Origin of the sequence: Erwinia rhapontici (assembly GCF_020683125.1) — a bacterium.
Lineage (GTDB): Bacteria > Pseudomonadota > Gammaproteobacteria > Enterobacterales > Enterobacteriaceae > Erwinia > Erwinia rhapontici.
Map to the genome: position 1 here is coordinate 2,421,849 of NZ_CP085627.1, position 14,586 is coordinate 2,436,434.

General features: G+C 52.6%; 14 protein-coding genes. 7 read left to right on the plus strand and 7 right to left on the minus strand.

All coding sequences use genetic code 11. The features are described from left to right. Positions 1-173: 173 nt before the first annotated feature. Together LJN55_RS24040 and LJN55_RS11420 are read right to left on the minus strand one after the other, a co-directional pair. Complete coding sequence (locus tag LJN55_RS24040) at positions 174-341, minus strand: YnfU family zinc-binding protein (protein WP_213202360.1); 168 nt, start codon at positions 339-341, stop codon at positions 174-176. A gap of 34 nt (positions 342-375) precedes the next feature. Continuing rightward, the gene (locus LJN55_RS11420) at positions 376-624 is read right to left on the minus strand and encodes a hypothetical protein (RefSeq protein ID WP_227536285.1); all 249 of its coding nucleotides are present in this window, start codon (positions 622-624) and stop codon (positions 376-378) included. Positions 625-1,215: 591 nt separating this feature from the next. Between LJN55_RS11420 and LJN55_RS11425 the strand changes: the two genes are divergently transcribed. From LJN55_RS11425 to LJN55_RS11435, 3 genes are all read left to right on the plus strand, one after another. Further along, entirely contained in the window at positions 1,216-1,695 is a 480-nt protein-coding gene (locus LJN55_RS11425; RefSeq protein ID WP_159338158.1) for a YciE/YciF ferroxidase family protein, read from the plus strand. 177 nt (positions 1,696-1,872) lie between these two features. Further along, on the plus strand, positions 1,873-2,322 hold the full coding sequence (locus tag LJN55_RS11430) for a DUF4385 domain-containing protein (RefSeq protein WP_133846533.1): 450 nt from the start codon (positions 1,873-1,875) through the stop codon (positions 2,320-2,322). Between the two features lie 168 nt (positions 2,323-2,490). Further along, positions 2,491-2,901, plus strand: a complete 411-nt coding sequence (locus LJN55_RS11435; protein WP_227536286.1) for a hypothetical protein — start codon at positions 2,491-2,493, stop codon at positions 2,899-2,901. A gap of 44 nt (positions 2,902-2,945) precedes the next feature. On the opposite strand, the gene LJN55_RS11440 is transcribed toward LJN55_RS11435, so the two are convergent. Continuing rightward, positions 2,946-3,365, minus strand: a complete 420-nt coding sequence (locus LJN55_RS11440; RefSeq protein ID WP_227536287.1) for a GNAT family N-acetyltransferase — start codon at positions 3,363-3,365, stop codon at positions 2,946-2,948. 132 nt (positions 3,366-3,497) lie between these two features. Here LJN55_RS11440 and LJN55_RS11445 point away from each other — a divergent pair, with 132 nt between their 5' ends. Next, positions 3,498-5,330, plus strand: a complete 1,833-nt coding sequence (locus LJN55_RS11445; protein ID WP_171148528.1) for a methyl-accepting chemotaxis protein — start codon at positions 3,498-3,500, stop codon at positions 5,328-5,330. Positions 5,331-5,391: 61 nt separating this feature from the next. Here LJN55_RS11445 and LJN55_RS11450 read toward each other — a convergent pair whose 3' ends face one another. Continuing rightward, positions 5,392-6,600: a diguanylate phosphodiesterase gene (locus LJN55_RS11450; RefSeq protein ID WP_227536288.1), complete on the minus strand. Its 1,209-nt coding sequence runs from the start codon at positions 6,598-6,600 to the stop codon at positions 5,392-5,394. 217 nt (positions 6,601-6,817) lie between these two features. Next, complete coding sequence (locus LJN55_RS11455) at positions 6,818-7,963, minus strand: Gfo/Idh/MocA family protein (protein WP_159338152.1); 1,146 nt, start codon at positions 7,961-7,963, stop codon at positions 6,818-6,820. A 279-nt stretch (positions 7,964-8,242) separates the two neighbouring features. Between LJN55_RS11455 and LJN55_RS11460 the strand changes: the two genes are divergently transcribed. Both LJN55_RS11460 and LJN55_RS11465 read left to right on the plus strand, forming a co-directional pair. Next, positions 8,243-9,121 (plus strand): BadF/BadG/BcrA/BcrD ATPase family protein, encoded by an 879-nt coding sequence (locus LJN55_RS11460; protein ID WP_133846541.1) that lies wholly within the window; start codon positions 8,243-8,245, stop codon positions 9,119-9,121. 7 nt (positions 9,122-9,128) lie between these two features. Then, the gene (locus tag LJN55_RS11465) at positions 9,129-10,256 is read left to right on the plus strand and encodes an ROK family transcriptional regulator (protein ID WP_227536289.1); all 1,128 of its coding nucleotides are present in this window, start codon (positions 9,129-9,131) and stop codon (positions 10,254-10,256) included. Between the two features lie 700 nt (positions 10,257-10,956). Here the strand turns inward: LJN55_RS11465 and LJN55_RS11470 are convergent. Next, positions 10,957-12,048 (minus strand): ABC transporter ATP-binding protein, encoded by a 1,092-nt coding sequence (locus tag LJN55_RS11470; protein ID WP_171148524.1) that lies wholly within the window; start codon positions 12,046-12,048, stop codon positions 10,957-10,959. Between the two features lie 12 nt (positions 12,049-12,060). Then, a complete protein-coding gene (locus LJN55_RS11475; RefSeq protein ID WP_171148686.1) occupies positions 12,061-12,660 on the minus strand; it encodes a GNAT family N-acetyltransferase in 600 nt (199 codons plus the stop codon). A gap of 530 nt (positions 12,661-13,190) precedes the next feature. Here LJN55_RS11475 and LJN55_RS11480 point away from each other — a divergent pair. Then, a complete protein-coding gene (locus LJN55_RS11480) occupies positions 13,191-14,531 on the plus strand; it encodes an ABC transporter substrate-binding protein (RefSeq protein WP_133846544.1) in 1,341 nt (446 codons plus the stop codon). The last annotated feature ends 55 nt before the right edge of the window (positions 14,532-14,586 follow it).

Below are 14,586 nucleotides of genomic sequence, written 5' to 3' on the forward strand. Positions count from 1 at the left end.
AACATCGTCATAAATGGAGATTTAATGCTTAATTTCATATTATTGCTCGTCAGGCGGGGAAACGCACAGGAGCAGTTGTGAAATCATTTCAGAAACGATCTCTCTGAATGGTGTAAACAATCAAAATTCAGCAGCTGCGAGAAGGGTGGTCGATGAAATAGGTGAAGTCGCGTTTACTGATGATTAACAATAAACAGTGATTTACAGGCAGGGCAAAGTAATGTCTGGTTTTGACGAATTTTGCTGGCTGCATGAGATGAACGGTGTCCACACAACGGGCACGTTACCGTCGATGTCGTTGCCGTGTTAATACGCTTCATAACATCACTAAGAAATGACATGGTACAGGCCTCACAAAACGAGAAATTAATTTCATTATGGCGATGTAGTTGTTTTTTTAAATTCTTTTATCCAGTTAGTGTAGAGATCTATCATTGCCACAATGTCTGTTCCTGGCGAAACATCACGGATAAATAATTTTGCTTTATTTTCATTGACATCAAAGGCATACAATGAAGTTTTGGCATTAAAGGTTCCATGATCGCCATCCTGAACAATGTTGGCATGATCGAATTTGATCAACGGCCACTTTTCCAGACGCGAGAAGAGATGATTTTTATCCATAACTCTCCGAATTAAAAGGAAAATAGACTTACCACAAAGAAAACAACACTAAAAATAAACACCCCTGCCTCGGCCTGATATGATCATTTTTAATGATTAAGTTTAGCCTTTGAAGGGTATTTATAAATCAACCTTCTTTTAACACTCTATACCCAGGGGGGGGCAATGTCGTGTTAAATCCTTAAAATATCGAATTACACCTCAATCTCTGTTTTAATGGCGCCAGGCGGTTGTTAAGCACCTTTCTACTGCGTCATTCAGGAGATACCACTGCAATTTGGTTTTTTTCCTAATTTTCACAACTCCAAATCCATAAAAAAACCTGGAAAATAAAATTTCATCCTATCGTGGCAATATTCTATTTCAGCGCATTCCTTTTTTACTTTTTTCATCATGATTTTCATTTAAAATTTATCTGTCGCAATGGTCATGAAAACAGCCCGTTGCTAAAGCCCCGCGCTTCGCCTGAATGCAATAATAACGTCATTTATTTACCGCCCCTCTTTTTTTATCGTTCTTTTATTGTGAAGTACGCCAGGCTTGTTAGGTCAGCACTCTAATTATCCCTGCTACTTATTGGAAGAAAATATTATGACAATTAAAACGCTTGAAGATCTTTTTATTCATGAATTATCTGATGTTTATAGTGCAGAAAAACAGATATCCCGTGCATTGCCAAAAATGGCGCGGGCAGCAACAGACGAGCAGTTGGTCGCCGCTTTTAAGCTGCACCTGGAGGAAACGCGCGGACAAATTGAGCGTATCGATCAGCTGGTGGAGATAACGGATGGCGTAAAAATCAAGCGCATGAAGTGCCACGCTCTGGAAGGTCTGGTGGAAGAAGCGCAGGAGATTATCGACTCCGTTGAGGCAGGCCCGGTACGTGATGCGGGCTTAATCGGGGCCGCGCAGAAAGTGGAGCATTACGAGATAGCGACTTACGGCACGCTGTCGGCGCTGGCCACCAAACTCGGCTATAAAGAGGCGGCTCAACTGCTGAATGAAACCTTGCAGGAAGAAAAAGACACGGACGATAAGCTGACAGCCATTGCACAACAGCAATCGGAGTGAGTTATGTTCAGACCGGTGCAGAACGACAACACACTATGACTGCCGGATAGTAAAGCACGCGGGCTCCTTCGGGGGCCTTTTTGCCGTTCAACGACCCCGTCGCCGTTCAGTATGCCAGGCTTAAAGAGTGGCCTGATGGCCAGATAGCATCAACATGAAATGAAAGGACGTGCGTGCATGAAGGCATTTGACTACCAGCAGGATTTTAAACAGATCGACTTTCGCCAGCATCCTGAGCAATACCAGGTCGGACGCGGTGAGCAGGGGGTATTGATGGTTGAACCTTACAAAAGTGAGATTCTGCCGCACTGGCGGTTCAAGACCGTAGCCCTGGCTGAAACATCGTCCGAAAAGATCATGTCACTGTTTGAACACTACCGCACTCACGATGATTTTGTCGGTATGGACATGGCCCGGAAGTTTATACAGATGGGCTACACGCGCGCCCGGCGTTATGCCAATCATAAAGGCGGGAAGAAATACGATGCCGATGGCAAGCTGCTGCCTTATGAAGTTAATGAGGAGAAAGCGGCTGCCGCCGCTGTATTTAAAACCTGCTGGGATAAGATCCGCGCCGATAAAGATTATCTGGCGCGGAAGAAAAAACATCAGCAGGCGTTTGGCTAGCAGGGCAGAAGACATTCTCGTATTCCAGGAAAAACCACTAGAGACGTAATCTCATATAATTGTTAAGGTTTAAGTCTCTTTGGCTTCTACATTCAATGTACCCATGACAGAGGTTTACAGCCATCCAGAAATTGCCAGGAAAAATAAAACAGAAGCGAGCACAGCAAAATGGAATTAATGAAATGCTTAATAGCTTCAATTTTGTTGATTCTCCCTTTATCACTGCAGGCTGGTGTGGAAATCACTCATCTGGAGATAGTGGAAAGCGGTCATTCGGTGGAAGACACTAAAGACGATCCCAATAACTATCGGATGATTTGTAAAGGCTGGAACCCGACCAAAGATCAATTGATCGATTTTTTTGCTAAAGCGCAGGTATCGGATCAAGGCTATAGATGGTTACACGACTATTACTCTCCTTGTATCGTGACGGGAACGGTCATTTTTAAGGATGGATCTTCTGGGAAGTGGGGTATTTACGATACTGGATATGGGTCTGTAGATTTCAAGGACGGAGCAAATAACATCGTAAAACAAAAGTATTTTCTTAATTTAAACAATCAGTGGTTGAAGGAATGATCCGCGCCGATAAAGATTATCTGGCGCGGAAGAAAAAACATCAGCTACCTGAGGCGTTTAGTCAGATAATGACGCTGCATACCCGGGTCGGGAAAATCGGGCAATGTCATTTGCAGCACAAATCCCTGCTTTTCATAAAAGGGCAGTGCCTGAAAGCTGAAGGTATCAACGAGAACATGCTGTGCACCTTTTGATTTCGCTTCTTCTTCGGCTATCTGAATCAGTTGAGCGCCAACGCCCGCGCCTCTGATATTTTCGCTGACCCATAAATAGTCAATCGACAGCCAGATCCCCACCAGAGACGCCATCACTCCCCCGATGATAATGCCCTGTTGATCGCGGCAAAAAACGCCGACAGGTCCCCAGCCGCTTTTATCAATAAACTGGCGGTTATATCCTCTCAGCCCTTCTAGCAGCGCTTCTCTGTCTGCCTCAGGGATATCGCCAACCTGGGTAAATTCCATTCATCAGTCCCTCTGAAATTGTGACCATTACGTGATAATTAAGTAACTAAATAAACTGTTTATTTAACAAATCCTGCCGATAACTGAGCGATTTTCTTAAACAATTGTTGTTCAACAACGGAAGGTTATCCAATGAAAAAGTTGTTTGTTTACTTTGAAAATATGAGCGTTGGGAAAAAATTGATGACAGGTTTCGGCATTGTGCTGATCCTCAGCATCGCTGTCGCACTCTGTGGCATTAAGAATCTTAATGATATCGCTGTCCGGGCAGAAAAAGTTCGTATGCTGAAACTCGTCACCGATCAGTTTGCGCTGGCGAAGGATACGCGTATGCAATTTATTAAAACCCATGACGAGCAGTTTATCATCGCTAATGATAAACACTTGCAGCAAATCGAAACCGAGATCGGCCTGCTGAAACAGCTGCCCTGGCACCCTGAGCAGTTGACCTTGCTCAACAGCCTGACCGGACTGATCGCGGAGTATCGTGATAAACGAGCCCAAACGGTGCTTGAAACCCAAAAACGCGTTCAGATAGCCGCAGCACTTTCTATCAGTAACGAGAAAAATGCGATCGCGCAGATTTCTTCAGGCTTTGCAGGCCGGGCTGATGCGGCAGCGCTGGAAGCAGCACTGTCTGAGGTGAACAAGCATCTTGATGGCGTCTCAACCCGCTTAACGCTGCTGGAATTGCAAAATACGGAAGCCGCGCAGAATGCGTTAACCGGTTTCCTGGCAGAGTCCGTGCAGTTAATACAAAATCTGGTGCCGCAAATGACGCCTGACAACAGCGAACGTTTACAGAACATCGCCAGTGTACTGAATCAGAAAAAAGAGAGCGTGGCGGGCTATCGCACCTCATTCCTGGCAGAACAGGAGGCGACAGGCACGTTGGCGAAGGCGGGTTCCAGCCTCACGACCATTAGCGGTCAGCTGTTTGAAGACGAGATCGGTGCCACGCAAACCGATATCGACGACGCCATCTTCTGGATGACGATCATTCTGCTGGCGGCGGTGATCATGGGCGTAGCCACCACCCTGATTATCACCCGTCAAATCACCACGCCGTTATCCGCCATTCTGGCCTTTACTCAGCGTATTTCTGGTGGGGACCTCAGTACCAGCCTGACCACCTCGCGCCGCGATGAGATGGGCACACTGACTAATGCCATCGGCGGTATGAATGAAGATCTGCGCCGCATCATCGGTGATATTCGCAACGGTGTTGCACAGGTGAACATGGCTTCTGCCGAGATTGCCGATGGCAATAATGATTTGTCTTCGAGGACGGAAGAGCAGGCTGCCGCACTGGAGCAGACCGCTGCCAGCATGGAGCAGTTAACCGCCACGGTTAAGCATAACGTTGAGAATATCCATCATTCCACCAGCCTTGCCCAGACCACGGCGGAAATGGCCAATAAAGGCGGGGTAATTGTCAGCCAGGTGACGGAAACCATGCGGGCGATTACGGCCAGTTCGACAAAAATCAGTGATATCACGTCAGTCATTAACAGTATTGCGTTCCAGACCAACATTCTGGCACTGAATGCCGCAGTTGAAGCTGCGCGTGCCGGGGAGCAGGGGCGCGGTTTTGCTGTGGTGGCCAGTGAAGTCAGAAATCTGGCGCAGCGCAGCGCCGAGGCAGCGAAAGAAATTGGCGGGCTGATTGAGGCATCGGTCAGGCAGATCGATATGGGGGCCGGGCTGGTGGAGCAGGCAGGTGGCACCATGCGTGACATTGTCACTTCTGCGGAGAGCGTAACCGGCATTCTACAAGAGATTGCTCAGGCTTCCGACGAACAGAACCGGGGTATTTCGCAGGTGGGCGTAGCGATTAACGAGATGGATAATGTGACACAACAGAATGCGGCGCTGGTTGAGCAGTCGTCATCAGCGGCAAATTCCCTGCGCGATCAGGCGGAGGGTCTGCTGCATTCCGTTTCGCGCTTTACCACCGCGGCATAAGGCGGTAACACTCTTAACCTAACCCCGGCACGGCAGAGAGCAGCGCCGGGGTTAGGCCGCATCAAACTTTATGCGGCCAGGCCACGGCAGGTATTCCATTAAGCAGCGGCCGGGCAAAAAGGTAACCCTGGAAATGGCGGATACCTGCGGCTTCCAGCCAACGCCACTCGGCAGCGGTTTCCACGCCTTCTGCCACCACGGTGATCTCCAGTGAGGCGCAGCAGTTCACGATAGCCTGAACAATTGCCTGCTTAGGGCCATTGGTATGAATCGCTTCGATCAGACAGCGGTCGATTTTCAGCTTTTCTGGCTGAAGGCGGGCCAGCAGTGATAACCCGGCAAATCCCGCACCAAAATCGTCAATCGCCAGGCTGATCCCGGCATGACGTAGCTGATGGATGGCTTTTTCAAACTCATCGAAACGGGAAATAAACTCATCTTCGGTCACTTCAACTACCACCTGTTCCGGCACCAGACCATTACGGGCGATTTGTTCCAGCAATATATTCACCGCATCAGGCAGCATCACCAGCGACATTGGTCGCAGGTTCACCGCGATTTGCGCGCTGCCAATATCCATTTGCCTGGCCAGCGCAAAGGCGACATCTTTGGCCTGGAGATCGGCTTCGTAGAGCTTATCGGCCGGAATGGTGGCGAAATAATCCGCGGGGGAGCCGCCGGAAGCACTGCGGATCAGGGCTTCCAGATAGCTTATTTTCCCTGTGGCCGGTTCAACAACAGGCTGTAGTGCAAACTGGCAGGCTGCCTGTTCAGATGCCACCGGCACGACCTGGACTGACGGTGCCCGGCATTGAAAATCCCACTGCGCGCTGTCATCAGGCTGGGCCAGATCGTTTTTACGCGGGCCTTTAACAAAGGTTCGGATGAATTTAAACACCCGATCACCGTAAGTGAGCAGGTATCTGGCGGTGCCCTGGTTCAGGACCTGCTCAATGATTGCCTCAGCGCTGGCATTGCGCATATCAATCACCGCCATGCCCAGCTTGCCGAAACGGCGATCCGGCGCATAATCACGCATCAGTTGCACAATCTGGGTGTGCCGGGAGTCAGCACAGACGCGGTGGAACACCTGATCAATCGACTCAGAAGGACCTTCCAGTATCTGAAAGAAATAGTCGCCGTCGAAAAGTAAAATTCCGGTGACATTGACCGTTTCATTAAAACGTTGCGCTTTAGCCGCAAGGCGTTCCAGAAAATGCGGACTGACGCTTTTGCACAGGCGACTACGATAAATAAGCGTCGTTAACATACATTCCGGACCTGATAGAGAGGTGAGCCATTTTGTCTTAGAGAACGAATCTATCGCAGACTCCGCCTCTGCCGCAAGCAAGCGTTAATGCAGATGGACGTAAAAAAACCGGCCCGAAAGCCGGTTGAGGGAGCGTGCCAGTCTATCAAGTGATAACAGCCTGTCCGGCAAGGGGGGTAACACACCGGATCAGGAGAGGTGCAAACTCACCTCCAGATTACCCCTGGTGGGCATCGAATTTTTTCCAGGTTTCCGTTAAATCAATGACCTGACGTGTTTTTCTCGCTTCATCAATCTTTATCGCGGTCAAACCGGCTTCCAGTGCATCTACCACGGAGACTTTCAGCGGCGTTCCCTGAGTGATGTGTTTGACGATCTCTTCCGCCATCAGTGCATCGGCACCGTAATGACCGTCGTACGCATTGCCACCGTAAGAGGTATCCACTTCTTTTTCGCCCGTACGCGCGTTGTGAACGCGGAAGTAGTTACGCACAAAGTCCCCTTCGGCCATACCGTCGGTGCCCATCACGCAGAAACGGCGGAACTCGTCAGGCACATTCAGATTGGCATGGAAGGACAGGGTGGCACCGTTGGCGTATTCAATGATCGCTGTCTGGTAGTCAACAATATCTGCGTCGCTGTCAAAGACAGCATCCGTGCTGGACCAGCCGCTCGGTTTCTCGTGATAAATCTCGGATGCTGCGGTGATCGCGCCCTGCGGGGCATGTTGGGGAGTGAACGACTTACGGCCGCCAAAGCTGGCCACCCGCACCGGGCGTTCAGCCATCAACCCCTGATAGAGGTCGATATCATGGCAGCATTTTTCCAGAATGTAGGGACCGGCATACTTCTCCAGACGGCGCCAGTCACGCTGGAAGAATGCACCGTGGTAAGGCTTGATGTGTTCGGTGGCTTCCATCGAGGTGATTTCGCCCAAACGGCCCTGATCGCGGGCGGCCAGCAGATCGTGGTAGAGCGGGGAGTAACGCAGTACCAGACCGACCAGAATACGTTCCTTGCCGTACTGGCGCACCAGCTTCGCCATCTCCATCGTCTGTTCTTCGTTAATCACCACCGGCTTTTCAGTGAACACGCGGTAACCCGCCGCCAGCGCCTGGCGAATATGTTCCAGATGCATAAAGTTAGGGGAACCCACCAGAATCAGATCGAGTTCACCCGCTTGCAATAACGCCTCGATGGAATCAAAGGCCGTACCGGGTGCAATACCGAAGCTGGCCAGATTAGGCAGCCCCGCCGGGGCGGGATCGAAATAGCCGGCGATTTCAAATGATGGGTCGGCTTTGCTGAACTCGTGAACCACATGGGACAGGCGAAAACCAAGACCGATAATGCCTACTTTCATGTTAAAACCCCTGACGGAAATGCATGAGCGTGAGGTGAAGGCCAGTTAACCGTATGCAGACAGGTTCGCTGGAGATTATCTGACCACCAACTTATTACGGCAAGAAAACTAATGTCAACACGCGCACTGAGACATTTCACCAGGTTATTGGTTAATGCATTGTTATAAAACATTTTTAATGAAGGTGATTTTCGTCATATTTATTTGTTATTGCGATTTAAGTTTTTTTCACCTATCGTTCGGTCAATAATGAAACAACGATTAACGTGGGAGCAGCCCGTGCATTCTGACTATCTCCTTGGTATTGACGGCGGTGGCACCCATTGCCGTGCAAGGCTGACCGATAAACAGGGCGTTCTACTGGCCGAAGTGACGGGGGGAGCGGCCAATGTCTGGTCAGACTTCGCACAGGCCATCGACAGCGTTGAGCAGTTGATCGCCCGGGCGATGGCCACGGCGGGCCTTCCGCCTGATGCATTGAAGAAAACCGCGCTGGTGGCGGGTCTGGCAGGGGCCAATGTCGCTTCCGTTGCTGCGCAGCTGGCAGACTGGCAGCCCGCCTGTGCCTCTTTGCAGGTGCTGAGTGATGTTGAGATCGCCTGTGCAGGCGCTCACGCAGGCAGCGCGGGTGCGGTGTTGATTGTCGGCACCGGCAGCCAGGGTGCCGCCTGGGACGGTGAACGCTTTACGCTGCTGGGCGGTTGGGGGTTTGCACTTTCCGATCAGGGTTCGGGAGCCGAACTGGGCCGTCGGGCGTTGCGGCAAGCGCTGCTGGCTCATGAAGATCTCATTGTCAAAACCGACTTTACCCAGACCGTGATGGCGCGTTTTCAGCACAGCGCGGAAACCATGCTGTTGTGGACACGTACGGCAACGCCGGGCGACTGGGCACGTGTGGTGCCTGAGGTGTTTAGCGCTGCCGCCGCGCAAGACCCTCATGCGGTAAAATTAATCCGGCAGACTGCCGAGGATATTGCGATGATAGTCCGCCGCCTGCGCCTGCTGAGCAGCGGTCATATTGCACTGATGGGCGGGCTTGCTGCGCCGATCGAACGCTGGCTGGATGATGATATCCGGGCGCTGCTGGTGCCGCCGCAACAGGATGCACTGGCAGGCGCATTGCTGCTGGCCCACTATCACGCCTCATTTGCTGAATAAGGGAACGATGACAGCGCCAAATGTAACCGCGCGCATTCTGCGCCTGATTGTTGAAAACGCCCCGATCAGCCAGTCCGACCTAAAAGTACGCACCGGGCTGAGCATGTCGACGGTCTCACAGGCCACTAACCGGCTACTGGCTCAGGAAATTATTCAGGAGTTGGGGCTGCGGCGGGTGTCGATGGGACGGCCTAAAACGCTGCTGGGACTGAATCCTGAACGCGCCAGCGTGGTCGGTATTCAGCTCAATGCTGAACGCAATCTGATCGTGATGACGGATCTCAACGGGAACTTACTCGGTGAACAGCAGATCCCGTCGGGCGCCATGACGCCACGCCAGCTCAGTGATGCGCTGGCGAAATTTTTACGTGGCGTGGAGGGAAAGCGCGTCAGTGCCATCGGGCTGGCGCTGTCCGGGCTGGTCGACGCGGAGCAGGGCATCTGTATCCGCTCTAATGTGCTGGACTGGGATAATGTGCCGATTGCGCAGCTGCTGTCCGAGCGTTTCTCGTTGCCGGTGTTTATTGAGAATGATGCGAATGCGATGGCGATGGCTGCCATGGTGTTTGGTCAACTGGGCAATGTACACTCTGCGGTGATTGCCACCTACGGTAAAGGGATTGGTGCCGGCATTCTACTGGATCGCCAGCTTTATCGTGGCCGACATGGTAAAGCGGGGGAGATTGGTCACGCACTGCTGGGTGATGGCTCGATGCGTCTGTTGGAGGATGTCGCTTCTTCCCGCGCTATTCTTCAGCGTCTGGCTTCAGGTCAGGCAAGCAAATCAGTAACGCTGAAGTCGCTGGACGCGGCACCCACGCCGGATGCGCTTGAGGCACTGGAGGAGGCGGGGCGCCATTTAGGCATTTCGCTGGCCAACCTGTCGATTGCTTATGATCCTGACGTGGTGTATCTGGCGATGGAGCCGCAGATGGCCTCACGCATCCTGCTCGACCATATTACCCTCAACTTCCAGGCTTACCGCCTGAAGCTGACGCCGCAAACCACGCCCCTGCAATTTTTGACTGAATCCAGCCGTATGTGGGCGCTGGGGGCGGCCGGTTTTGCGATCAATAAGCTGTTGGATTTGCTGGCGGCGCAGGCGAATGATGAGGCAGAGAATCCCGTTAGTTAGTGCTGACGTTGTCAGGGGCAAGGTCTTATGGTCCAGGTCAAAGGCGTTTCGCTTTCCCGCTGCGCGGGCGAAGCGACAAGGGGCGGCCAGTCGCCGCCGCCCCTTGACCCCGGGCTTGCGGCAGGCGCTGCGCCCGCTTGCAGCGGGTGCCTTCGCAAGCGTTGTTCACCGACGGACCGTTCGTGACGTCACATCCCTGTGCCGACACGCCCTTTCACCGCCGTCCTGGCGGTTCATCCTGGTTCACATCGCTTCCTCAGCGCAGCTTAATTGCCGCCTCAACATCAAAACCCAAACCCAAACCCAAACCCAAACCCAAACCCAAGAAATTAAAACACCAACAAAAACCCAAAATAGTTCTTTTGTGTTTGGTTTATTTTTAGTCTGTCTTTGATTGTTCTTTTGAAGTGGATTTTGACCTTTGAGCGGCAATTAAGCCTCGCCGAAGGAGAGTGGATTTCCAGGACAAGCCAACAGGACGTTGGCGAGAGGGCGTGTCGGGACAGGGATGTCCCGTCACAACCAGTCCGTGCGGAAAGCCAGTCGACTGAGGGAATCCACGCAGTGGACGATGCGCCTGCCGCAAGCCCGGGTCCCCAGGGTGGTGGCGATTGGCCACCCTGGGTCGCTCAGCCCGCGCAGCGGGAAAGCGAAACGCCCTTGACCTGGCCGTAGACGTTGACCCGGCCGTCAGGCCCCGTCAGCGCACTCGCTGTCCCTGCTCATCAAATACCAGACAATGCGTTGGCGGGATCACCCATTCCACCCGTGTACCGATCTCCCGCTGATGCACTTCGCGCTCCTCCACCACCAGCATCTGCTCATCCCCGGTATTCAGATAGAGATAGTTAGTGTGCCCCAGCAGCTCACAGTAGGTCAGCTCCGCACTGAACTGCGAGGGGCTGGCGCTGTCTTTCACCGGCTGGAAGTGCTCAGGGCGAATACCCAGACGCATTTTCTGCCCTTCGTGGCAGGGGGTATCCAGCGCCAGCGTCAGATTATCAATGCCCAGCGACGGCAGACGCAGTTGCACCTGGCCTTCGCGGGTCGCAACCACCTGGGCATCAATGAAGTTCATTTTTGGCGAACCGATAAACCCGGCGACGAACAGATTGTCCGGGTTGTGATAGAGATCCAGCGGCGTACCCACCTGTTCAATGCGCCCCTGACGCAGCACCACAATGCGATCTGCCAGCGTCATCGCTTCCAGCTGATCGTGGGTCACGTAAATCATCGTATTCCCGAGGGAGGCATGCAGGCGGGCAATCTCAATACGCATTTGAAGGCGCAGTTCCGCATCCAGATTCGACAGAGGTTCATCGAACAGGAAAATACGCGGTTGGCGAATAATGGCACGCCCGATGGCCACACGCTGACGCTGGCCGCCTGAAAGGGCACGTGGATGCCGATCCAGCAGTTCGGTCAGATGCAGTTTTGCCGCGGTTTCGGCAATGGCGCTGGCGATCTCGGCTTTAGGCCGTTTGGCCACCTCAAGCGGATAGGCCAGATTGCCGCGCACCGTCATATTCGGGTACAGCGCATAGGACTGAAAGACCATCGCCACACCGCGTTCGGTCGCGTGACGCTGGGTCATATCCTCTTCATCAATCAGCAACTGACCACCGCTGATCTCCTCCAGCCCGGCAATCATTCTCAGCAACGTGGACTTACCGCAGCCAGAGGGGCCGACAAACACCACAAACTCACCGCTGTTAATCGTCAGGTCGATACCTTTGATGACACTGATGTGATCGTAAGACTTTTGAACGTTCTGCAATCGCAAACTGGTCATGAACTGCCTCACTCAAAGTAACTGGCCCATATAAATGGCATTGCTGCGCAGCAGAGGCTGGAAGCCCAGGCGCTGATAGAACGCGCACACCTGTTCATTTTGCAGGCTGACGCCAAGATGCACACCACCGACACCCGCTGCGCGCAGGGCATTCAGCTGATGTTCAATCAGTTTGCGTCCCCAGCCCCCCTTTTGTTGTGCAGGTAACAGATTGATATGGAGATGGGCAGGATAGAGCGTGACCAGTTCCCCGGCGGCAGCATCAGGATGGCGAATACTGTTTAGCACGTTGGCATCCAGCGCAGCCTCAGGCTGACGCTGGCGATATTTTTCCTGTAATTCAGGCCACCATACGTTGTTCAGCGTGGCTTCAAAGGCGCGCGTATCAGGGGCGGCAACCACATAGCCCATCACCTCACCGTCCACATCCAGCACGAACGCGAAGTCGGGCGCAAAGCGCGCATAGGGAACAGCAAAACGTTGCCCGGGGTACTCCGGGTCGGAATAGAGCGCACTGGCATCAACCCCCGCATTCGCCGTTTGCAGGCAAATTTGGTAGAGCGCCGGATAGTCGTCCGGGGTGGCTGCACGGATCACAGGGTCATTATTCATCATCAATTCTCGTTGGTCAGCAGATGAGCAATTTCAACGTTAATGAATGCCGACTTAGTTTTCAAGATGAAATAATTGCGTGACATCACAAAGCAGACGTAATAGTGCATCATTCTGCTCACCGATAACCACGGTCATCCGCCGGGTACGCCTTTAGCGCTGCGGCCTGCGCCTTTCATGGTGTAGTGGAACCCGCAACGCGACCGGAAAATATATGATTTTCGTATGGTAAAACAGGAGGTTAGTTTTCCCCAATTTTTATCAGCTTAAGATGCTGGCAACAGGGAGATAAGCGGAGTGAATCACAGGCTATCGACCGCGTCTGCGCGATGGCATGCTGAATCGGTGCACAATATGTTGCTTTTATGCACGCGCTCACAGTGCTGTAAATCGCTACAGGCGGTGTTTGACTTTATTTTCCTATTAAAGTAAGTATGAAGGGGTGCATAAATAATCGTAGCTTCAATCTGCGGGATTGGCAGATGTCGACATGAAAGGATGCCCATTCAGTGATGGAGAAACCGAGCACTATGTCTAGTTCATCCGTTCGTTCGTCCCAGTTTCGTACTTCAGTGCGCCTGCTCTCACGTTTGATAGCGGCCGGCGCGCTGGTCGGGTGTATGGCGCAAAGCGCCCATGCCGTCACGCTTAATGAATGGGATATCTATAACTATCCTCAGCAGACCGCCGCAGTAGATGAAGGGATAAAAGAGTTCTCACAGAAAAACCCGTCAATTGTGATCAACCGATCCGTTCACTCGTTTGAAGATACCCGCATCCCGCTCAAGCTGGCGCTCACCGCTGGCGATGGTCCGCAGATTGCCCAGGTCAATCAGGGCGGCGGCGATATGGGGTCATTGGTGAAAGACAAGCTGCTGGTGCCGCTGGACGGTTATGCCAGCATCTATGGCTGGACCAAACGCTTCCCGGATTCCATCCTGAAACGTAACCGCTGGTCCGACACGCAGGACTTCGGCAGCGGTAAGCTGTATGGCGTGGCAAGCCTGGGGGAGATGGTCGGGCTGTATTACAACAAAGCGCTGCTGGATAAAGCCGGCATTGCCGTGCCGAAAACGCTTCCCGAACTGGAAAGCGCAATGGCAAAACTGAAAGAGCAGGGCGTGGCCCCGATGATGCTGGGCCTGCTTGATGGCAATATGGGTCAGCAGATGCTGAGTACACTCTGGCAGGCGCAGATCGACAGTAAGGATCGTAAAAAGCTGGATGACCTTATCTATGATGTTGGCGGCACCTTTAAAGATGACAAGCTGAGCCGGGCGGCAACGATGATGAAGGACTGGAACGAGAAAGGGTACTTCTTCCCGGGCTTCCAGGGCATCGGTAACGATGATGCCGCAACACTGTTCCAGAACGGGCAGTCGGCCTTCCTGATCAGCGGGACCTGGTATCTCGGCCAGTTTAAAGATAATAAAGATCTCCACTTTGCCGCGATGCCTGCAGGCGAGGGCGTACAGCATGCGCTGATGGTCGGGGGCACCGATTTAGCGTTCTCCGTGACCAGCACGGCGAAGGATAAAGCGCAGCAGGATGCCTCGGCGAAATTTATCGATTATATGGTGTCAGATGCCATGGCCGACCGCTGGTTAAAAGCCGGTTTCCTGCCGGCCAGCTCCAGTAAGAATGCCCAGGTTCCTGCGGATAACGTGCTGCTGAAAGAAGCCTGGCAGGTGTGGTTAACCCTGAATGAGAATGACGGCCTGGGCCATTATGTGGACTGGGCGACGCCGACCATGAACGCGGAGCTGAATCAGAATGTTCAGCTGCTGCTGGGAGGGCGTCAGACGGTCGATAAGATGGTGACCAATTTCGATAATAACTATCAACGCTACCTCAAAAGCATGAAACATTAAGCCGCATTGCCCGGCAATCCTGCCGGGCAGTCAGACGTTCTGGCCTGTGAGTCCG

Excerpts from the sequence above, each read along its gene's own strand:
- LJN55_RS24040 (WP_213202360.1), bottom strand. The coding sequence starts at position 341 with ATGTCATTTCTTAGTGATGTTATGAAGCGTATTAACACGGCAACGACA.
- LJN55_RS11420 (WP_227536285.1), bottom strand. The coding sequence starts at position 624 with ATGGATAAAAATCATCTCTTCTCGCGTCTGGAAAAGTGGCCGTTGATC.
- LJN55_RS11425 (WP_159338158.1), top strand. The coding sequence starts at position 1,216 with ATGACAATTAAAACGCTTGAAGATCTTTTTATTCATGAATTATCTGAT.
- LJN55_RS11430 (WP_133846533.1), top strand. The coding sequence starts at position 1,873 with ATGAAGGCATTTGACTACCAGCAGGATTTTAAACAGATCGACTTTCGC.
- LJN55_RS11435 (WP_227536286.1), top strand. The coding sequence starts at position 2,491 with ATGGAATTAATGAAATGCTTAATAGCTTCAATTTTGTTGATTCTCCCT.
- LJN55_RS11440 (WP_227536287.1), bottom strand. The coding sequence starts at position 3,365 with ATGGAATTTACCCAGGTTGGCGATATCCCTGAGGCAGACAGAGAAGCG.
- LJN55_RS11445 (WP_171148528.1), top strand. The coding sequence starts at position 3,498 with ATGAAAAAGTTGTTTGTTTACTTTGAAAATATGAGCGTTGGGAAAAAA.
- LJN55_RS11450 (WP_227536288.1), bottom strand. The coding sequence starts at position 6,600 with ATGTTAACGACGCTTATTTATCGTAGTCGCCTGTGCAAAAGCGTCAGT.
- LJN55_RS11455 (WP_159338152.1), bottom strand. The coding sequence starts at position 7,963 with ATGAAAGTAGGCATTATCGGTCTTGGTTTTCGCCTGTCCCATGTGGTT.
- LJN55_RS11465 (WP_227536289.1), top strand. The coding sequence starts at position 9,129 with ATGACAGCGCCAAATGTAACCGCGCGCATTCTGCGCCTGATTGTTGAA.
- LJN55_RS11470 (WP_171148524.1), bottom strand. The coding sequence starts at position 12,048 with ATGACCAGTTTGCGATTGCAGAACGTTCAAAAGTCTTACGATCACATC.
- LJN55_RS11475 (WP_171148686.1), bottom strand. The coding sequence starts at position 12,660 with ATGAATAATGACCCTGTGATCCGTGCAGCCACCCCGGACGACTATCCG.
- LJN55_RS11480 (WP_133846544.1), top strand. The coding sequence starts at position 13,191 with ATGTCTAGTTCATCCGTTCGTTCGTCCCAGTTTCGTACTTCAGTGCGC.